Below are 19,651 nucleotides of genomic sequence, written 5' to 3'. Positions count from 1 at the left end.
AAACCCTCCAGGAGACATCACATGACCGAACGCATGGGCATCACCACAGAAGACCGCGCACTGGCCGACGCCGTGGCCCGCTACGCCGCCGAAGCACTGGCGCCCCAGGCGCAGGCGCTGGACGAACAGGCGCTGTGCGCCACCTGCCATGTTCCGGGCCTGTCCGCGCTGGGCGTGATGGGAATGAACATTCCCGAGCAGTTCGGCGGCCCCGGGGTGACCCCCACGGCCATGCTGCTGTCGCTGGTCGAAATATCCCGCGCCTGCGCAGCAACGTCATCGATGATCGGCGCGCACTACCTGGGCACCGATGCGGTGCTGATCGGTGGCGACGACGCGCAGCGCGCGCGCTGGCTGCCGCGCTGCGCCAGCGGCGAATGGCTGGCTGGTTTTGCTTTGACCGAGCCGCGCGGCGGCTCCCACCCGGCCGAATTGAGCACGCGCGCCGTGCGCACCACCACCGCCCAGGGCGAGGTGTACCGCATCGATGGCGTCAAACACTTCATTTCCAACGCGGGCAAGGCGCAGTTTCTGGTGGTGTTTGCCAAGACCGACCCGGCAGCCGGGGCGCGTGGCGTGAGTGCCTTCATCGTGCCCACCAGCACGCCGGGCGTGCACGTCTCGTCGCCCGAAAAACTCATGGGTATCCGTGGCGGCCACGCCTTTGAGGTGTCGTTCGACGCGGTCGATGTGCCGCTGGACCACCGCCTGGGCGCCGAGGGCACCGGCTTCAAGACCGCCATGAAGGTGCTGGACAACAGCCGGCTCGACGTGGCGGCCACCTCCCTGGGCATTGCCGAGGCGGCGCTGGACGCGGCCGTGCAATGGGCCAAAACACGCCAGATCGGCGGCGAGCCGCTATCGGGCAAACAAGGCATCCAATGGATGCTGGCCGACATGAAGCTGCGCCTGGAAGCCGCCTGGGGCCTGACCTTGCAGGCCCTGGCGCTGCGCGAGGCGGGGCAGCCGTTCACGCTGCAATCGGCCATGTGCAAGCTCTACGCCTCGGAAATGGTGGCTTTCGTGACCGATGCAGCCCTGCAGATCCACGGCGGCTACGGCTTTACGCGGGACATGCCGCTGGAACGCTATGTGCGCGATGCACGCATCCTGCGCATCTACGAAGGCTCGTCGGAGATCCAGCGCAACATCATTGCGCGCACCGTGCTGGACTGACCCGGCTGCCGTGCTTCACTGGGCGCTCGGCAGCAGCCCGTTGTCGCCCTTCATGCGTGCAAACAAGGATTGCGCCGCCCGCAGAGTTTCCTGGCGCACGGATTCATCCACTGTCGGAAGCTCGACGCCATCCATCCCATCCACAAACATGGGGCCACCCACGTCGTCGTAGCTGGAGCCATCCCCGTGAATGGCCCGGTAGTCACCTTGGGTGAGGTCCTTACCCAGCAACCTGGCGTAGTGAAACCAGGTCCATACCTTGACAGGATCGCCTGCCTGCCACGACTCCATGAGCTCTCGCATGGCCCGCATGTCGCCACGCTCGGCCGCCAATGCCAACCAGGCGGGCGCCCATTCATAGCGGCCTACGCGTTGCGCGAGGTCGGCAATCCACAAAGGGTCGGCACGAACCTGCGGCGCCTGAAGGTCAAAGAAGCGATCATCGCCATACCGGTCTGCCAGCAGCAGCAACGCATCGTGCTGGCCCAATGCGGCGGCGGCGTTGAAGTGGTCGCGGGCGGTACTACTGCGCGTGGCCAGGTCACGCGATGCCGCAGCGCGCCGCTGGACGCGCTCTGCATAGTCCTCGGCCCATTCCAGTTCGACGCCCGTCAGCACCTCGCCCTTTTGCTGGCGCTCGTACCCATACAAGCCAGCCCGCGAATCGGGCAGATCGTCCATGTCTGCGTCTTCCTCAGCGTCGTCTCCGCCCTGGTGCCCAGCATCCACGCGGGCTCCACGCTCGACCAGAAGACCCAGCGCCAGGTGGGCGCGCCCCTCGCCCTGCCCGGCTGCCTTTTGCAAGGCTTGGCACACGAAGGGGCTGTCCAGGCGTAAGGATTCCGGATCTTCTGGCCAGGCGTCGGGATCGTCGTCCAGCGCTGCGTAAAGTGACTCGTAGTACGCATCGTCGCGCGGTGTTTCACGGTAAAGCTCTCGGCTGCCCGAAAGCAGGGCCCCGAGGATGTCTTCCCATGGCACCAGGCCCAGCGCCTTCGCTGCCATATCCGCGCACAAGGCCTGCGCCAGGGGCTCGCAGCGCTCACGGGCCACGCCGAGGGTCTCGGCCCGCGCAGCACAAGGCCCAGGATGCAAGGCACCGTAGTGCGCCAGTAGCGGCTGTGACGGCAGAGGGCACAGCAGGCCATGGGCCTTCAAGGTGGCATGGGAGCCAAGCCCCAGCGCAGCGGCCATCAGTTCGTAGACGTGAGACCGCTTGACGACGGCATTGTCGGCGCCCGCAATCGCTTGGAGGTGGGTTTGCGCCTGGCGCGCAAACGAAGTGATGTTGTTCATGTGAAACCTTTCTTCAGCGAGCGCGCAACGCCGGGAAAGTGCACACGTTTAAACACCGGCGGCGCACTCTATGAATAGAGGCCGCATGAAATGAATGGAGAGCAAGAAAACGGCCTTTTTTTGCTCATGTGCAAGCAGGGTGGGCACCGGGCGGGATTGTAAGCCGGTGATTGGCACTGCCTATGCGATTGACATGATCATGTTGCTCCAACATACTAGACAGACTAGTCTGATAAAAAAGGACCCATCATGCATGCTTGGCAGCTACAAGACGCCAAAAGCCGCTTCAGTGAACTGGTGGAATGCGCACTGAACCAAGGTCCCCAGTTGGTCACCCGGCGCGGCAGCGACGCCGTGGTGCTATTGGCAGCGCCCGAGTACCGACGGCTGGCAGGCGAAGATGCGCTGGTTTCCCTGCTGTTGAAGGCGCCACGCGGCGAGCCGCTGGACACGACGCGGTCAGCCGAACCCATCCGCACGTTGGCCCTGGAGTGACCTGGCGTGAAATACCTGCTGGACACTTGCCTGCTGTCAGAATTGGTGCGGCCCGCTCCCCATCCCGCAGTGCTGGACTGGATGGGCGCGCGCGCATCTGCCGACCTTTTTGTCTCGGCCCTGACCTTGGCCGAACTGGAGCGGGGCATCGTTCGCCTGCCGCCTTCTCGCCGGCAAAGCGAGCTGGCCCATTGGCTGACAGGGGTGCAGGCGGGGTTTGGTCAACGGGCTCTGGCTTTCACGCGCGACACAGCGGGGTACTGGGCGCGCCTTTGCGCGCAGACCGAGGCGGCGGGCAAGCCCATGGCAGCCTTTGATTCGCTGATCGCAGCGACAGCACTGGAACATGGCCTGGCCGTGGTCACGCGCAACGTGAGCGACTTCGTCAGCGCGCCCGTGGTGCTGGTCAATCCCTGGGAGACGGTGCTCGGCGCACAATAGCCGCTTTGCTTCCGCGCAGGTTCTACCCCGCAGTTTCAGGCAAAAATTGGCCTCCAGCGCTTGATGGAAAAGCGCTATCAGCTATCAAATTCAGAGCTCCCGTTGTCCCTCCGTCCGTCCCTTTCCGCCTCGCCCGCCCACACCGTCCTGCACGACGTCTTTGGCTACGAACAATTTCGCGGTCCCCAGCAGGCCATCGTCGAGCATGTGATCGCCGGCAGCGACGCGCTGGTGCTCATGCCCACGGGTGGCGGCAAGAGCCTGTGCTACCAGGTGCCAGCCATCGTGCGCCAGCAGCAGGGGCGTGGGGTGACCATCGTCGTCTCGCCACTGATCGCGCTGATGCACGACCAGGTGGGCGCGCTGCACGAGGCGGGGGTTTCTGCCGCATTTCTCAACTCCACACTGAGTTTTGACGAGGCGCAGGACGTGGAGCTGCGCCTGCAGACCGGCGACATCACGCTGCTGTATGCCGCGCCCGAGCGGCTGAACACGCCGCGTTTCCTCGGCCTGCTCGACAGCCTGTACCAGGGCGGCCACCTCAGCCTGTTTGCCATCGACGAAGCGCATTGCGTCAGCCAATGGGGCCACGACTTCCGCCCCGAATACCGCGCGCTCACCGTGCTGCACGAGCGCTATGCAGGCGTGCCGCGCATTGCGCTCACGGCCACGGCCGACGACCTGACGCGCGCCGACATCATCGAGCGGCTGCAGCTGGAAGACGCGCGGCTGTTCATCAGCAGCTTTGACCGGCCCAACATCCGCTACACCATCGTCGAGAAGAAGGACGCGACCACGCAGCTGCTGCGCTTCATCGAACGCGAACATGCGGGCGAGGCCGGCGTGGTGTACTGCCAGTCGCGCAAGCGCGTGGAAGAACTGGCCGCCACGCTGAGCGACGCGGGCCTCACCGCCCTGCCCTACCACGCGGGGCTGGACACCAAGGTGCGCCAGAAGAACCAGGACCGTTTCCTGCGCGAGGAAGGCATCGTGATGGTGGCCACCATTGCCTTTGGCATGGGCATCGACAAGCCGGATGTGCGCTTTGTGGCCCACGTGGACATGCCCAAGAACATCGAGGGCTACTACCAGGAGACCGGCCGCGCGGGCCGCGACGGCCTGAACGCCGATGCCTGGATGGCCTATGGCCTGCAGGACGTGGTGAACCAGCGCCGCATGATCGACGAGAGCCCGGCGGGCGAGGAGTTCAAGCAGGCGCTGCGCGGCAAGCTCGACGCCCTGCTGGCGCTGGCCGAGGCCACCGACTGCCGGCGCGTGCGGCTGCTGGCGTACTTTGGCGAAGCATCCACACCCTGTGGCAACTGCGACAACTGCATCAGCCCCCCTGCCGTGTGGGACGGCACGGACGCGGCACGCAAGCTGCTGTCCACCATCTACCGCGTGCAGCAGGCCAGCGGCCTGAGCTTCGGCACCGGCCACATCATGGACATCGTGCGTGGCAAGGACACGGAGAAGATCCAGCAGTTCGGCCACGACAAGCTCTCGACCTTTGGCGTGGGAAAGGACTATTCCGAAGCACAGCTGCGCGGTGTGCTGCGCCAACTGCTGGCCACCGGTGCCGTTGGCCTGCACAAAGTCATGCTGGAGAGCGGCCACAGCTTCGACACCCTGGGCCTTACCGAAGGCTCGCGCGCCGTGCTCAAGGGCGAGGTGCCGGTGCAGCTGCGCGAATCGGTGTCATCGACCCCTGCCAAACGCAGCCGCAAAGGCAGCGCCCCGCCCGCCGCGGCCGCCAACCTGGGGCCGGATGCGCAGGTGCGCTTCATCAACCTCAAGGCCTGGCGCGCCGAGGTGGCGCGCGAGCACAATCTGCCCGCGTATGTGATCTTTCATGATGCCACCCTGGCGGCCATTGCCGAGCGCAAGCCCGCGTCGCTGGACGACCTGCAGGGCATCAGCGGCATGGGTGCCAAGAAACTGCAGGCGTACGGGACCGAGGTGCTGCGGGTGTGTACCAGCGCATAGTCCCGGCTGAATGCGCAAGCCGGTGAGGGCATGCACGCCTTGCCGCGAAGACCGACAAAACGCCAGCGCAACACGCGCTGGTCGTGCTTGATACACCTCAAACATTGAGCGCAATATCAACACCAATGGCGCACCAGTGTGTCCCGCTTTTCCTGATTTATCAGCCAATCAGCGACCAATACACTGATTTCACCTTCTGTATGAACGGGGTTGCCAGGCAAAGGCCCAAAAGGTTTCGCCGCCTCGCACGTGGAAGGTGCACCGTTGTCGAGGTCATCATGTCATCGCTCCCACTCACTGCTTCTTCGAGCGCCTCCCGCGAGGCGAACGATCTCCCGATGCGCGTCCTGCGCATGCTCGTGGGCCTTTTCTACCTGCCCCATGTGCTGTCCAAGATCGTCGGCTTTGCAGGCACCGTCGTGTTCTTCGGCAAGGCGGGGTTCCAGCCGCCGGAGGTGTTTGTGGTGTTCTCCGGCATCCTGGAACTGGCGGTGGGAGTGGCGCTGCTGCTGGGCGTGTTCACCAAGTATGCGGCGCTGCTGTCCGCCGGCTTGATGGTGGTGGCGGCGGGCGCGATCATGATCGTCAACGGCGTGGGCTGGTACTGGAACAAGGCCGGGGTGGAATACCTGGTGTTCTGGGCGGTGGCCTCCCTGGTGGTTTTTGCCGACGCATGGCGCAAGGAACCGGGCCTGCTCGGCTGGGTGCCCGGCCGCGGCTGAAGCCAGTGCGCATTCCCACGTGACCAGGGCGGCCTACGACACAACGTGGCCGCCCTGGTCGCTCTCCTGTGGGTGCGCCACCGTGTGGTTGACCGGAACATTGCAGGGCTGCACCTTCCATAGCGCGACCCCCGCGCTGGTCAATGTGTTGCCCAGTGCCTGCAGTTCGTCGGGCGGGAACAGGCCTGCATGCCAGGTGGTGCGGCACTCATGCGCCACGCCGCTGGCCACCAGAAGGCCCAGCGACTCCCAGGCACGCGCCCCGCTGCCCGACACACCCGTGATGGCATCGAACCGATGGGGGGGACCCTTGATGTCCAGCCCCACCCAATCGAGCAGGGGCAGCACGGCCGCGAGGCGTTCAGGGTACATGCCGCCGGTGTGCAGGCCCGTGGCAAAACCCATGGCGCGGACTTCCGCCAGGGCGGCGGGCAGCGCTGCCTGCAAGGTGGGTTCGCCGCCCGAGAACACCACGCCGTCGAGCAGGCCCCGGCGGCTTTGCAGAAAAGCCAGCGCGTGGGCCCAGGGCAGCTGGGGCGGCGCCGTGGCGTCCAACAGCTCGGGGTTGTGGCAATAGCCACAGCGCCAGGGGCAGCCCTGGCAATAGAAAACGGCCGCCAGGCGGCCCGGGAAGTCGATGGTGGTGAGCGGCGTGAGGCCGCCCACGCGCAGCGCTTCAGCAGGCGTTGCTGCCGCCACGCGCCTGCTCCGCAAAGAAACGGCGCTCGTGGTGTTCGCCCTGCTTGCCGGTGTTGAAACTGGCCACCGGGCGGTGGTAGCCCATCACGCGGGTCCAGACCTCGCAGGGCTGGCGTTCGTCGTCAGTGAGCTGAACGGCGGCCAGGGCGGTGTGTTCTGCGGGCGAAAAGTGACTCATGAAGTGCTCCTTGGTTGAAATGCTGTGGTGTGGATCGCCATAAAGGCCTGATGGAAATCTGCCGGGGTTTCTAGCGCTCTGCTCTGCTCCATTCACGCAGCCAGGCGCGCACGCTTGGCCGCCAGTCGCTCTTCATCGCAGCGCGGGCAGAACGGGTGCTCGCCCGCCAGGTAGCCATGCGTGGGGCAGATGGAGAACGTGGGCGTGACGGTGATGTAGGGCAGGCGGAAGTTCGTCAGCGCCCGTTTCACCAGCTCGCGGCAGGCCGCGCCGCTGGAGACGCGCTCGCCCATGTACAGGTGCAGCACGGTGCCGCCCGTGTACTTGCCCTGCAGGGCCTCCTGCCGCTGCAGCGCCTCGAAAGGGTCGTCGGTGAAGCCCACGGGCAGCTGCGACGAGTTGGTGTAGTACGGCTGCTCCACGGTGCCCGCCTGCAGGATGGCAGGCCAGCGCTTCTTGTCTTCCTTGGCGAAGCGGTAGGTCGTGCCTTCGGCGGGCGTGGCCTCCAGGTTGTAGAGGTGGCCGGTTTCTTCCTGGAAGGCGGTCATGCGCTCGCGCACATGGTCGAGCAGGCGCACCGCCAGCGCGTGGCCGCGCTCGCTGGTGATGTCGTGCGCGTCACCCGTGAAGTTGCGCACCATCTCGTTGATGCCATTCACGCCCAGTGTGCTGAAGTGGTTGCGCAGCGTGCCCAGGTAGCGTTTGGTGTAGGGGAACAGGCCCTGGTCCATGAGGCGCTGGATGAGCTTGCGCTTGGTCTCCAGGCTTTGCTTGCCCAGCTCCATGAGGTGGTCGAGCGCGGTGAACAATGCCGTCTCATCGCCTGCGTGCAGATAGCCGAGACGCGCGCAGTTGATGGTGACCACGCCCAGGCTACCCGTCTGCTCGGCGCTGCCGAACAGGCCGTTGCCGCGCTTGAGCAATTCGCGCAGGTCGAGCTGCAGGCGGCAGCACATGGAGCGCACCATGTTCGGTTCCAGCTCGGAATTGATGAAGTTCTGGAAGTACGGCAGGCCGTACTTGGCCGTCATCTCGAACAGCAGCCGCGCGTTCTCGCTCTCCCACGGAAAGTCCTTGGTGATGTTGTACGTGGGGATGGGGAAGGTGAACACGCGGCCCTTGGCATCGCCCGTGGTCATGACGTCGATGTAGGCGCGGTTGATGAGGTCCATCTCGGCCTGCAGCTCGCCGTAGCTGAACGGCATCTCCTTGCCCGCAATCACCGGCACCTGCTCGCGCAGATCGTCGGGGCAGATCCAGTCGAAGGTGAGGTTGGTGAACGGCGTCTGCGTGCCCCAGCGCGATGGCACGTTGAGGTTGTAGACCAGCTCCTGGATGCACTGGCGCACAGCGGCGTAGTCCATGGCATCGACGCGCACATAGGGCGCCATGTAGGTGTCGAACGACGAGAAGGCCTGCGCACCCGCCCATTCGTTCTGCAGCGTGCCCAGAAAGTTGACGATCTGCCCCACGGCGGACGACATGTGCCTGGGCGGCCCGGCCTCCACCTTGCCCGGCACGCCGTTGAGCCCTTCATGGAGCAGCGTGCGCAGCGACCAGCCCGCGCAGTAGCCGCTGAGCATGTCGAGGTCGTGGATGTGGATGTCGCCGTTGCGGTGCGCCGCGCCGATCTCGGGCGTGTAGACATGCGAGAGCCAGTAGTTGGCCGTAACCTTGCCCGCCACGTTGAGGATCAGGCCACCCAGAGAATAGCCCTGGTTGGCGTTGGCGTTCACGCGCCAGTCGGCCCGCGTGAGGTATTCGTTGATGGAGCTTTCGACATCCACCAGCGTCTGCCTGTCGGCGCGCAAGGTGGCGTGCTGCTCGCGGTAGACGATGTAGGCGCGCGCCGTGGCCAGGTGGTTGGCGGCGATGAGCGTCTGCTCGGCCACGTCCTGGATCTGCTCCACCGTGGGCGCTTCGCCATGGAAGCGGTGGATCAGCACCTTGGTGACCTGTGCGGTGAGCAGTGCAGCCTCTTCGGCGCCATATTCGCCCGCAGCCTGCCCGGCGCTGGCGAGTGCGGCACGGATGCGTTCGGCGTCAAAAGGAACGCGCTGCCCGCTGCGCAAAACGACTTCACCGGGCAAGGTGACAAGGGTGGACGCCATGGGTTCTCACAATCCGTCAAGGGGGTTAAAACACTACCTATGGTGTGTACGATACCCATCAAACACTACCTGTAGTTTGATAAAGCACAAACTGCGGACAGGGCCAGATCGCTGGAATGCGCGTTCTGCCGCTGCAGCGCCTTCGCGTGATGCACCTTGAACAACCCCTTCTGCAAGCTTGGCCAGGGGCGCATGGCGGAGTGACGCCGACACGGGCACTGGTACATACTGCCGCCTTGACACCCCCTGCGGATGCCCTCGCCTCCACGCACCCTGACCTTCACCTACGACATGACCCCCATGCACCGCCCCCGCACCACGGCCGCCATCGCCGCCGTGATGGGCCGTGGCCCACGGCAGGAAGGAGGCAGGCGCGCCCTGCCAGCGCTGCCGCAACGACTGTGCGTTGGCCTGTTGGCCCTGGTGCTCGCAGGTTGCGCCGCACACAGCCCCGACCTGCCCGCGCAGCGGGCGCCCGACGACAGTGCCAGCGCCCGCTACGGCGCCGACCTGGACTATTGCAGGCAGCACGCCGCCCAGGTGGGCGTAGTGGCTGAAACGCTGGACGGCCTGGTACAGGGCGCGCTGGTGACGGCTGCGCTGGTGTGGGGCCTGGGCTACGGGCACGACACGGTGCGCGACTGGGCGGCCGTGGGCGGCGTGCTGGGTGCAACGCAGGGGCTGCAGGCGCTGGAGCGGCGCCGGCAAACCGAGGCCGCCTGCATGGCGACCCGGGGGCATGGCCCGGTGGCGGCCGCGCCCCAACCGGCGCCACCGCGCCCCGCGCCCGCGCTTGCACTGCCCCGCCAGATTGGCACCGACGCCTTCAGCGCCGAGCGCCTGGCGCGCAGCCAGTCGTGCAGCGAACAGCCGCTGGCATCGCTGGCGGCCAAGGGCCCGGGGTTCGAGACCTACAGTGTGGCCTGCACCAACGGCGATGCGCTGGCGATCCGCTGCGAGTTCGGCAATTGCAGGGTGTTGCGCTGAAGTGCGTGGTGCGCGGCCCACGAGTTCTCACAATATTTCGCACACCCCCCGCACACCCCCGTGCACCTTGCCTGGCCATTTTTTCCCGGACATCATGGTGGCCGCCCGAAGGTAGACGAAAGAGGCCCACACCATGACCGCCTGGCGCACGCACGAGGTTTTCAATCAGTTCGACGAACTGGCCGATTTCAACCTGCTCGGCACCGATGCCGCCCTGGGCGAAGCCCTGGAGCGTGCGGGCGCGCTCTGGGCGCGGCCGCAGCTATCGGCCTACGGCCAGCAGCTGGGCGCGCAGGAAACTTGGCGCCTGGCCGAGGAGGCGAACCGCCACACGCCCACGCTGCACGGTTTTGACCCACGCGGGCGGCGCATCGACAGCGTGGAGTTCCACCCAAGCTGGCACGCGCTCATGGCCTTGTACCGCGGGCAGGGCCTGGTCGCACAGCCGTTTCGCGACGCACAGCCCGGCCGCTGGGCCGCCTGGGCGGCGGGTTTTTATCTGCATGGCCAGGTGGAGCAGGGCACGCTGTGCCCGGCCACCATGACCACGGCGAGCATTCCGGTGCTGCAGAAAGAGCCCGCGCTGTGGGCGCAGCTGCAGGCCCCGCTGTTCAGCAACGACTACGACGCGCGCGATGTGCCGCTGGCGCAGAAACACGCGATCTGGCTGGGCATGGGCATGACCGAAAGGCAGGGCGGCTCGGATGTGCGCGCCAACACCACGCTGGCCACGCCCTTGCGTTCGGGTCCCGGTGCAGGCGGGCGCGGTGGCGAATACCTGCTGCGTGGCCACAAATGGTTTTTCTCGGCGCCCATGTGCGACGCGCACCTGGTGGTGGCGCGCACGGCCGAGGGCGGCCACGCCTGCTTCTTCGTGCCGCGCTGGCGGCCCGACGGCAGCAAGAACGCGGTGATCGTGCAGCGCCTCAAGGACAAGGTGGGCAACCGCAGCAATGCGAGCAGCGAGGTCGAGTTCGAGGATGCCTGGGGCATCCTGATGGGCGAGGAAGGACGCGGCATCCCCACCATCATCGAGATGGCCACCACCACCCGGCTGAACTGCGTGCTGGGCAGCGCCGCCATCCTGCGCCAGGCCACCGTGCAGGCGCTGGCCTATGCCCGCCAGCGCCAGGCCTTTGGCAGGCCCTTGGCCGAGCAGCCACTGATGCGCGCGGTGCTGGTCGACCTGGCGCTGGAAAGCGAGGCCGCGCTGGTGTTGGCCATGCGGCTGGCCGAGGCCTTCGAGCGTGACGACAGCCCCGTGCAGCGCGCCTGGAAGCGCGTGATGACGCCCGCCGCCAAGTTCTGGGTCTGCAAGCGCGCGGTGGAGCTGACCGGCGAGGCCATGGAAGTGTTTGGCGGCAACGGCTATGTGGACAGCAGCGTGATGGCCCGCCTGTTCCGCGAGGCGCCGGTCAACTCCATCTGGGAGGGCTCGGGCAACGTGATGTGCCTGGATGTGCTGCGCGCCATCGGCCGCGCGCCCGATGCCGCCATGGCCTTGCTGGCCGAACTGGCGGAAGCCGCTGCGGGCGAGCCGCTTTTGCAGGCCGAGCTGCAGGCGCTGCGCAGCCTGCTGGCCACGCCGCCCGAACAGCGCGAAGCCCTGGGCCGCGTGCTGGTGCAGCGCCTGGTGCTGGTGGCCCAGGCCTGCCTGCTGCGCCGCCATGCGCCGGCAGCGGTGGCCGATGGTTTCATGGCCACACGGCTGGGCAGCGCGGGCGCGGGCCGGGTGGTGGGGGCCATCGACACCCGGGCGGTAGACGTGGCCGCGGTACTGGCGCGCGCTTTTCCGGCCTGATGCCCCATGCACCGCTGGCGCTTGCAGCGGCGCCAGCACAAGTGCTCCGGGATGATCGTGGGAAAAATCGGCAGCAGACGTTTTGTGCACCAGCGCTGGCAGCCATGGATGAAATTTCGTCACTGCACCGCATGCAGCTCTTTCCCGGCGCGTGCTGCTGCCCCCACAATGGCGGCCATGCTTTCCATTCAAGACATTCGCGATGCAGCCACCCGGCTGCAAGGCCAGGTGCTCGACACGCCGTGCGTTGAGTCGCGCACGCTGTCGGACATCGTCGGCGCCCAGGTTTTCCTGAAGTTCGAGAACCTGCAGTTCACCGCCTCCTTCAAGGAGCGCGGCGCCTGCAACAAGCTCACGCTGCTCACACCGGCCGAGCGCGCGCGCGGCGTGGTGGCCATGAGCGCGGGCAACCATGCGCAGGGCGTGGCCTACCACGCGCAGCGCATGGGCCTGCGCGCCGTGATCGTCATGCCGCGCTTCACGCCCGGCGTGAAGGTGGAGCGCACGCGCGGCTTTGGCGCCGAGGTGGTGCTGCACGGCGACACGCTGGAAGAGGCGCGCGCCCATGCCTACCATCTTGCCGACGCCGAGGGGCTGGTGTTCGTCCACCCCTACGATGACGAAGCGGTGGCTGCGGGCCAGGGCACGCTCGCGCTGGAGATGCTGCAGGCCGTGCCCGATCTCGACACCCTGGTCATCGCCGTGGGCGGCGGCGGGCTGATCGCCGGCGTGGCCACCGCCGCCAAGGCGCTGCGCCCGGACATCGAGATCATCGGCGTGCAGACCGCGCGCTTTCCGGCCATGGTCAATGCCATCAAGGGCACGCACCACCCGCAGGGCACCTCCACCATCGCCGAGGGCATTGCCGTGGGCACGCCCGGCACCCTCACCCAGGAAGTGGTCAAACGCCTGGTGGACGACCTGGTGCTGGTGGATGAGGGCGACATCGAGCAGGCCGTGCTGATGCTGCTGGAAATCGAGAAAACCCTGGTGGAAGGTGCGGGCGCCGCCGGCCTGGCCGCGCTGCTGCGCCACCCCGAGCGCTTTGCCGGCAAGAAGGTGGGGCTGGTGCTGTGCGGCGGCAACATCGACCCGCTGCTGCTGGCCGCCATCATCGAGCGTGGCATGGTGCGCTCTGGAAGGCTGGCGCGCATCAAGGTCAGTGCGCGCGACATTCCAGGCGTGCTGGCACGCATCACCGCCACCGTGGCGGACGCGGGCGCCAACATCGAGGAGGTGCACCACCAGCGGGCCTTCACCATGCTGGCTGCGCAGAACGTGGAGATCGAGCTGGTGCTGCAGACCCGCGGCCAGCCCCATGTGGCCCAGGTGCTGGAGGCGTTGCGCGCGGCCGGCATGGAAGCCGCGCTGATGTAATGACGCCGTGGGCGTCGCGATCTTCGGTGCTGCAGCTAGAATTGCAGCAGTTCTACGCCCTTTGGAGTTCTTGCCATGTCTGACCACAACACCTCGCACGCCCCCGAAGCGCACTCGGCCGATGCCGTGGAAAACGTTGTCCCGCTGATTCCCGTGGTGTTGCCCGTCGTGGGCGCCATCATGATTTTCCTGCTGGCCTTCATTGCCGTGAACATGGCCTGAGGCGCACGCCGCGTTCGCCACGAACCCCGCAGCGCGGGGTTTTTTTACGCCCACCCTTGCCGAAAGATGCCGCCCATGCGATCCGGACACGCCCTCGTACTTTTCTCTGGCGGACAGGACTCCACCACCTGCCTGGCCTGGGCACTGGAGCATTTCGCCCATGTCGAAACCATCGGCTTCGACTACGGCCAGCGCCACCAGGTGGAGCTGCAGGCGCGCCACGCGGTGCTGGCCGCCCTGCGCGCAGGTTTTCCGCAGTGGCGCGAACGGCTGGGCGAAGACCACATGATCGATCTGTCCGTGCTGGGCCAGATCAGCGACACGGCCCTGACGCGCGAGACGGAAATCGTGATGGACGCCGCTGGCCTGCCCAATACCTTCGTGCCGGGGCGCAACCTGCTGTTCTTCCAGCTCGCCGCCGCCGTGGGCTACCGGCGCGGGCTGCACACGCTGGTGGGCGGCATGTGCGAGACCGATTTCTCGGGCTACCCGGATTGCCGCGATGACACACTGAAGGCCCTGCAGGTGGCCGTGTCGCTGGGCATGGGACAGCGCTTCACCTTCGAGACGCCGCTGATGTGGCTGGACAAGGCCGAGACCTGGCAACTGGCCCGCACCCTGGGCGGGCGGGCGCTGGTGGATATCGTCCTGGAGCAATCCCACACCTGCTACCACGGTGTGCGCGACACGCGCCACGCCTGGGGCTACGGCTGCGGCACCTGCCCGGCCTGCGCCCTGCGCAAGGCCGGGTATGAGCGCTGGCAGGCCTCGCAGGCCTGAACTCGCGGCCATCCTAGCCATATTCATGCATAACCCTATGCTTTTTTTGCATAATTTTGGCCCGAGTCTGACAGACAAACTGGCGGCAGGTTCATAAAATCGTCATCCCAGCCGACCCGCGGATTCCGTGGCATAGCCTCCACTCCGTGGGGATTCGCCATGCACCCGCCCGCCGACTGAGCACCTCAGCCGTTTTTTCAAAGGCAGCGCTCAGCATCCGCAACTGCGCCAGGCCTCGCCGCGATCCACCAGGTCCGCTTCCTTTGAAAAAACTGTTTTTCAACTTAGGAAGCTCCCCGATGAACGCACCCACGATGCAGGGCCTGAATCTCAACGCCCCCGCTTACGTCAAGAACGCCCGCCTGCTGGCCTGGGTGGCCGACATGGCCGCCCTGTGCAAGCCCGAGTCCATCTACTGGTGCGACGGCTCCAAGGAAGAGTACGACCGCCTGTGCCAGCAGCTGGTCGATGCCGGCACCTTCAAGAAGCTCAACCCGGCCAAGCGCCCCGGCAGCTTCCTGGCCTGCTCCGACCCGTCGGACGTGGCCCGCGTGGAAGACCGCACCTACATCTGCTCCGAGAAGAAGGAAGACGCCGGCCCGACCAACAACTGGATGGCCCCGGCCGAGATGCGCACCACGCTGCAGCCGCTGTTCGACGGCTGCATGAAGGGCCGCACCATGTACGTGGTGCCGTTCAGCATGGGCCCGCTGGGCAGCCACATCGCCCACATCGGCGTGGAACTGACCGACAGCGCCTACGTGGCCGTGAACCAGCGCCTGATGACCCGCATGGGCAAGGCCGTCCATGACGTGCTGGGTACCGACGGCGAGTTCGTGCCCTGCATGCACACCGTGGGCGCACCGCTGGCGGCTGGCGAGAAGGACACCACCTCCTGGCCCTGCAACCCCAAGGTCAAGTACATCGTCCACTACCCCGAAACGCGCGAGATCTGGTCCTATGGCTCGGGCTACGGCGGCAACGCGCTGCTGGGCAAGAAATGCCTGGCGCTGCGCATCGCCTCCACCATGGGCCGCGACCAGGGCTGGCTGGCCGAGCACATGCTGATCCTGGGCGTGACCAACCCCCAGGGCAAGAAGTACCACGTGGCCGCCGCCTTCCCCAGTGCCTGTGGCAAGACCAACTTCTCCATGCTGGTCCCCCCAGAGGCCGGTTTTGCGGGCTGGAAGGTCACCACCATCGGTGACGACATCGCCTGGATCAAGCCCCATGCCGATGGCAAGATGTACGCCATCAATCCCGAAGCCGGCTACTTCGGTGTGGCCCCCGGCACCAACATGCACACCAACCCGAACTGCATGCGCTCGCTGGACAAGGACGTGATCTTCACCAACGTGGCCCTGACCGACGACGGCGACGTGTGGTGGGAAGGCATGGAAAAGGACGGTGGCGGCATCCCCGCCCACCTGATCGACTGGCAGGGCAAGGACTGGACACCCGAAATCGCCAAACAGACCGGCGCCAAGGCCGCCCACCCCAATTCGCGCTTCACCGTGGCCGCCACCAACAACCCGGCGCTCGACCCCCAGTGGGACGACGCCAATGGCGTGGCCATCGATGCCTTCATCTTCGGTGGCCGCCGCTCGACCACCGTGCCGCTGGTGACCGAGGCCCGCACCTGGATGGAAGGCGTGTACATGGCCGCCACCATGGGCTCCGAGACCACCGCCGCCGCCTTCGGTGCCCAGGGCGTGGTGCGCCGCGATCCGTTCGCCATGCTGCCCTTCTGCGGCTACAACATGAGCGACTACTTCCAGCACTGGCTCGACATGGAACACAAGCTGGAGGAATCGGGCCACACCCTGCCCAAGATCTTCTGCGTGAACTGGTTCCGCAAGGGTGAAGATGGCAAATTCGTCTGGCCCGGCTACGGCGAGAACATGCGCGTGCTCAAGTGGATGATCGACCGCATCGAAGGCCAGGCCGAGGGCCAGGACACGATGTTCGGCATTGCGCCGCAGTACACCGAGATCAACTGGACCGGCCTGGACTTCAACGCCCAGCAGTTCCAGACCGTGACCCACATCGACAAGGCCGCCTGGGTGGACGAACTCCAGCTGCACGATGCGCATTTCGAGCAACTGGCCTACCACCTGCCCAAGGAACTGCTGGAAACCCGCGCTGCCATCGCAAAGCGCCTCGCGGAAGTCTGACGCAAGCGCCGCACTGCGAAGGGAGCATCGCTCCCCCTGTGGCGCGAATGCCATGCACTCAAGCCGCCCGCCCCTTCCCAGGGCGAGGCGGCTTTTTCATGCGTGGGCTGCCGGGCCGGCTGCGAGCGCCCAACAAAAAAGCCGTGGACTGTGCCACGGCTTGGGATGTTGCGCCCAGCGGCCATGCCGGGGGCGCAGGGAGTCTGGGCAGTGCTCAGCAGTGCTTGCGCAAGTGCTGCTGGCTGGTGGCGGCGGCGCTCATGGCGCGGCTCAGGTCCGCCATCATGCGGGCATCCCGCAGGGCGGCATTCCAGGTGCGCTGGTCTTCGGCAGACTGGCGGCGGCTTTCCATCCAGGCCTTGTAGCCGGTGCGCAGCACTACCGAAGCGCGGCGGGCCGGCGTGGCAAGCAGGGCAATGGCAGCAAATGCCACCACCCACAGCACGATCCAGGCGGCCAGCAGATGGCCGTCGCCCCAGGTGTCGATCACCTGATTGGCCACCACGAGCAGCGCTGCCACCACCGCAGCCAGCAGCATGGAGGCGGCGCCGCGCGCGCCGTCAAAGCCTGCAACAACATTTTTCAACGCCACGATGGCATTCTCTGCCCGGGCCACGCCGAGGTGCTGTGTGGAGTAATCCACGTGTGCAAAACTGGTCATTTCAAGATCCCTTTCAAACGCTTTTGGCGAGATTGCCGGGCGATGGAAGGATATTAGGGTTTACCCTTTATTTATTCAAGTTTATATTGTGAATCCAATTCATTCATATTGTTAATATATGAATCACCTCTCGCCCGTCAACTTTCGTTCCCTCGATCTGAACCTGCTGCGCGTTTTCGACGAGGTGATGGCCGAGCGCAGCCTGACCCGGGCCGCGCACAAGCTGTCGCTCACGCAACCGGCCGTCAGCAATGCCATGCGCCGCCTGCGCGATGTGCTTGGCGACGATCTGGTGGTGCGCAGCGGCCACGGGGTGGAGCCCACACCCCGCGCGCTGGCGCTGTGGCCCACGGTGCGCGAGGCCCTGGCGCAGTTGCAGGAATCCCTGGCGCCCGGCCTGTTCGAGCCCGCCACGGCCACCTCCACCTTTGTGCTGGCCCTGTCCGACGCCACCGCCGCCACGCTGGTGCCCGGCCTGGTGGAGATCATGGAGCGCGAGGCACCCGGTATTTCGGTGCGGGTGGTGCCGCTCACCACGCGCGACCCCCGCCGCCTCCTCGAAGAAAAATCCGCCGACATGGCGGTGGGCTACTTTCCCGCCGTGCTGGCCGGCCTGACGGCGCGGGCACAGTCGGGGGGGGTGGTGGCCTTTGACAGCCGCCGCATCTACGACGGCGAATATGTGTGCGTGATGCGCCAGGGCCATCCGCTGGCCGTTGCGCCGCTGACGCTGGACCACTTTTGCGCCGCGCGCCACATGCTGGTGAGCTTTTCCGGTCGCCCGTTTGGTTTCATCGATGAAGCCCTGGCGTCGCTGGGGCGCGAGCGGCGCGTGGTGCTCACCGTCAACCAGTTCTTCACTGCGGGGCGGGTGGTGGCCAGTTCCGACCTGCTCACCGTGCTGCCCCGCCACTTTGTGCCAGTGACCGGCATCGCCGAAGCACTGGTGCTGCGCCCCCTGCCGCTGGATGTGCCGGCGGTGCATGTGGATGCGCTGTGGCACCGGCGCGGTCCGCAGCAAACGGCCATCAACTGGTTGCTGCAGGCACTGGCACGCGCCGCCCGGCGCACCTTTCCCCAACCGGCGGGCCGCCCCGCCATCGACTGACGGTCCATGAAGATACAGCTGTTGTCCGACCTGCACCTGGAGGCGCATCCCCATTTCGAACCCGAGCCCGCCGCGGCGGCGGATGTGCTGGTGTTGGCCGGCGACATTGGCTCGTACCAGCAGGGCGGACAGCTCACCGACCAGGCCTTCGGTCTGGAGCGTTTTTCTCCGTTGCCGCAATTCGCCGGCTGGCCCACACCCGTGCTGTTTGTGCCCGGAAACCATGAGTACGACGCGCAGGACTTCGACGCGGCCCATGCCCGGCTGCGCGCGGTCTGCGACCGGCTGGGCATCGCCTGGCTGGAACGCGAGACCCTGGTGCTCCATGGCGTGCGCTTTGTCGGCACCACGCTCTGGAGCGACTTCGATGCCCTGGCCGACCACGAAGGCAGCACCGACCTCGCGCGGCGCCTGAAGCAGCGCGACAAGGCCTTTCGCGCCGCCAACTTTTATCTGCGCAAGACCGGCGGGACACGCCACGGCGAGCCCTTTCTGGCAGAGCCCGTGCGTGCCCAGGCGCTGCAATGCCAGCAGTGGTTGCGCGCAGCACTGGCACAACCGCACACCGGGCCCACGGTGGCCGTCACCCATTTCGCGCCCAGCCTGCGCAGCGCTGACCCGCGCTATGGGCTGGTGCCCGGCACCGCCGGTTTCTGCAATGCCCTGGACGATCTGCTGCCGCTGGCCCGGCTGTGGCTGCACGGGCATCTGCATGCCCCCAGCGACTACACGGTGACGGGCACCAACGCACAGGGAGAGGCCTGGCAATGCCGCGTGGTGGCCAACCCGCTGGGTTATGCGCGCAAGGGGGAACAGGCCATGTTCCAGGCGCAGTGCTGTATTTCCGTATGATGGGCACAGGCTGACAAACTTTCGATGCGCACGAGGAAACCTGACACAGCTCAAGACAAGAACAACGCGCGCCGATTAGCCTGAACCACCCATTCCGGAGAACACACCATGAACATCCTGCTTGCTGTCGACGGCAGCGCCTACACCAAGAAAATGCTCGCCTACCTGGCCACCCATGAAGAGTTGCTGGGCGGCAACCACACCTACACCGTGCTGACCGTGCAGGCCCCGCTGCCGGCACGCGCACGCGCGGCCCTGGGCAAGGAAGTCGTTGACACGTACCACGCCGAAGAAGCCGAAAAGATCCTCGCTCCCGTGTGCAAGTTTCTGGGCCGCCATGGTGTGGATGCCAAGCGCAACGTCAAGGTGGGCGCCGTGGGTGAGACCATCGCCAAGGTGGCTGACACCGGCAAGTTCGATCTGCTGGTCATGGGCTCGCATGGCCACGGCGCCATCGCCACGCTGGTGATGGGCTCGGTCACCACCCAGGTGCTGGCCCACAGCAAGGTGCCCTTGCTCATCGTGCGCTGAGGCAGCGCTGCCACCAACCAAGCCCTGCCTCGGCAGGGTTTTTTTCGTCCCCGT

At 66.3% G+C, this 19,651-nt stretch carries 19 protein-coding genes; 14 read left to right on the top strand and 5 right to left on the bottom strand.

Going from position 1 to position 19,651, the window contains the following annotated elements; translation table 11 throughout:
• Positions 1–21: 21 nt before the first annotated feature.
• A complete protein-coding gene (locus AC1RDS_RS07575; protein ID WP_348682807.1) occupies positions 22–1,176 on the top strand; it encodes an acyl-CoA dehydrogenase family protein in 1,155 nt (384 codons plus the stop codon).
• A gap of 15 nt (positions 1,177–1,191) precedes the next feature.
• Here AC1RDS_RS07575 and AC1RDS_RS07570 read toward each other — a convergent pair whose 3' ends face one another.
• The gene (locus tag AC1RDS_RS07570) at positions 1,192–2,472 is read right to left on the bottom strand and encodes a hypothetical protein (RefSeq protein ID WP_348682806.1); all 1,281 of its coding nucleotides are present in this window, start codon (positions 2,470–2,472) and stop codon (positions 1,192–1,194) included.
• Between the two features lie 249 nt (positions 2,473–2,721).
• Here AC1RDS_RS07570 and AC1RDS_RS07565 point away from each other — a divergent pair, with 249 nt between their 5' ends.
• The 4 genes from AC1RDS_RS07565 (at position 2,722) to AC1RDS_RS07550 (ending at position 6,116) form a co-directional block, all read left to right on the top strand.
• On the top strand, positions 2,722–2,967 hold the full coding sequence (locus AC1RDS_RS07565; RefSeq protein ID WP_287876699.1) for a type II toxin-antitoxin system Phd/YefM family antitoxin: 246 nt from the start codon (positions 2,722–2,724) through the stop codon (positions 2,965–2,967).
• 6 nt (positions 2,968–2,973) lie between these two features.
• Entirely contained in the window at positions 2,974–3,408 is a 435-nt protein-coding gene (locus AC1RDS_RS07560; protein ID WP_348682805.1) for a type II toxin-antitoxin system VapC family toxin, read from the top strand.
• Between the two features lie 102 nt (positions 3,409–3,510).
• The gene (gene recQ / locus AC1RDS_RS07555) at positions 3,511–5,394 is read left to right on the top strand and encodes a DNA helicase RecQ (RefSeq protein WP_348682804.1); all 1,884 of its coding nucleotides are present in this window, start codon (positions 3,511–3,513) and stop codon (positions 5,392–5,394) included.
• Positions 5,395–5,672: 278 nt separating this feature from the next.
• Complete coding sequence (locus AC1RDS_RS07550; protein ID WP_348682803.1) at positions 5,673–6,116, top strand: DoxX family protein; 444 nt, start codon at positions 5,673–5,675, stop codon at positions 6,114–6,116.
• 33 nt (positions 6,117–6,149) lie between these two features.
• On the opposite strand, the gene AC1RDS_RS07545 is transcribed toward AC1RDS_RS07550, so the two are convergent.
• From AC1RDS_RS07545 to AC1RDS_RS07535, 3 genes are all read right to left on the bottom strand, one after another.
• A complete protein-coding gene (locus AC1RDS_RS07545) occupies positions 6,150–6,815 on the bottom strand; it encodes an anaerobic ribonucleoside-triphosphate reductase activating protein (protein ID WP_348682802.1) in 666 nt (221 codons plus the stop codon).
• Positions 6,793–6,993 (bottom strand): anaerobic ribonucleoside-triphosphate reductase, encoded by a 201-nt coding sequence (gene nrdD / locus AC1RDS_RS07540; protein ID WP_287876703.1) that lies wholly within the window; start codon positions 6,991–6,993, stop codon positions 6,793–6,795. Before nrdD ends, AC1RDS_RS07545 begins: the two co-directional genes overlap by 23 nt.
• A 92-nt stretch (positions 6,994–7,085) precedes the next feature.
• Positions 7,086–9,104, bottom strand: coding sequence for a ribonucleoside triphosphate reductase (locus tag AC1RDS_RS07535; protein ID WP_348682801.1), 2,019 nt, complete (start codon positions 9,102–9,104; stop codon positions 7,086–7,088).
• A gap of 252 nt (positions 9,105–9,356) precedes the next feature.
• Here AC1RDS_RS07535 and AC1RDS_RS07530 point away from each other — a divergent pair, with 252 nt between their 5' ends.
• The 6 genes from AC1RDS_RS07530 (at position 9,357) to AC1RDS_RS07505 (ending at position 16,445) form a co-directional block, all read left to right on the top strand.
• Positions 9,357–10,091 carry a glycine zipper family protein gene (locus tag AC1RDS_RS07530; protein ID WP_139285330.1) on the top strand — a complete coding sequence of 245 codons (735 nt, stop codon included), beginning with the start codon at positions 9,357–9,359 and terminating at the stop codon, positions 10,089–10,091.
• A 133-nt stretch (positions 10,092–10,224) separates the two neighbouring features.
• Positions 10,225–11,892, top strand: a complete 1,668-nt coding sequence (locus AC1RDS_RS07525) for an acyl-CoA dehydrogenase family protein (RefSeq protein ID WP_348682800.1) — start codon at positions 10,225–10,227, stop codon at positions 11,890–11,892.
• Between the two features lie 177 nt (positions 11,893–12,069).
• Positions 12,070–13,269, top strand: coding sequence for a threonine ammonia-lyase (locus AC1RDS_RS07520; protein ID WP_092697410.1), 1,200 nt, complete (start codon positions 12,070–12,072; stop codon positions 13,267–13,269).
• Positions 13,270–13,344: 75 nt separating this feature from the next.
• Entirely contained in the window at positions 13,345–13,491 is a 147-nt protein-coding gene (locus tag AC1RDS_RS07515) for a hypothetical protein (protein ID WP_167544060.1), read from the top strand.
• A gap of 75 nt (positions 13,492–13,566) precedes the next feature.
• Positions 13,567–14,271 (top strand): 7-cyano-7-deazaguanine synthase QueC, encoded by a 705-nt coding sequence (gene queC / locus AC1RDS_RS07510; protein ID WP_092697409.1) that lies wholly within the window; start codon positions 13,567–13,569, stop codon positions 14,269–14,271.
• A gap of 299 nt (positions 14,272–14,570) precedes the next feature.
• Complete coding sequence (locus AC1RDS_RS07505; RefSeq protein WP_092697335.1) at positions 14,571–16,445, top strand: phosphoenolpyruvate carboxykinase (GTP); 1,875 nt, start codon at positions 14,571–14,573, stop codon at positions 16,443–16,445.
• 214 nt (positions 16,446–16,659) lie between these two features.
• Here the strand turns inward: AC1RDS_RS07505 and AC1RDS_RS07500 are convergent, their stop codons facing one another.
• Positions 16,660–17,106 (bottom strand): hypothetical protein, encoded by a 447-nt coding sequence (locus tag AC1RDS_RS07500; RefSeq protein WP_092697334.1) that lies wholly within the window; start codon positions 17,104–17,106, stop codon positions 16,660–16,662.
• A gap of 118 nt (positions 17,107–17,224) precedes the next feature.
• Between AC1RDS_RS07500 and AC1RDS_RS07495 the strand changes: the two genes are divergently transcribed.
• The 3 genes from AC1RDS_RS07495 to AC1RDS_RS07485 all read left to right on the top strand — a co-directional run bounded on the left by AC1RDS_RS07495 (position 17,225) and on the right by AC1RDS_RS07485 (position 19,597).
• On the top strand, positions 17,225–18,214 hold the full coding sequence (locus AC1RDS_RS07495) for a LysR family transcriptional regulator (protein WP_287878214.1): 990 nt from the start codon (positions 17,225–17,227) through the stop codon (positions 18,212–18,214).
• A 6-nt stretch (positions 18,215–18,220) separates the two neighbouring features.
• Positions 18,221–19,066: a metallophosphoesterase gene (locus AC1RDS_RS07490; RefSeq protein WP_348682798.1), complete on the top strand. Its 846-nt coding sequence runs from the start codon at positions 18,221–18,223 to the stop codon at positions 19,064–19,066.
• 108 nt (positions 19,067–19,174) lie between these two features.
• The gene (locus AC1RDS_RS07485) at positions 19,175–19,597 is read left to right on the top strand and encodes a universal stress protein (RefSeq protein WP_287878219.1); all 423 of its coding nucleotides are present in this window, start codon (positions 19,175–19,177) and stop codon (positions 19,595–19,597) included.
• Positions 19,598–19,651: the final 54 nt, after the last annotated feature.

The sequence above is a fragment of the Acidovorax sp. GW823-FHT02H02 genome, from assembly GCF_058797075.1.
Note: the sequence above shows the minus strand (reverse complement) of the source record. Positions and strands in the feature narration are given on the sequence as shown.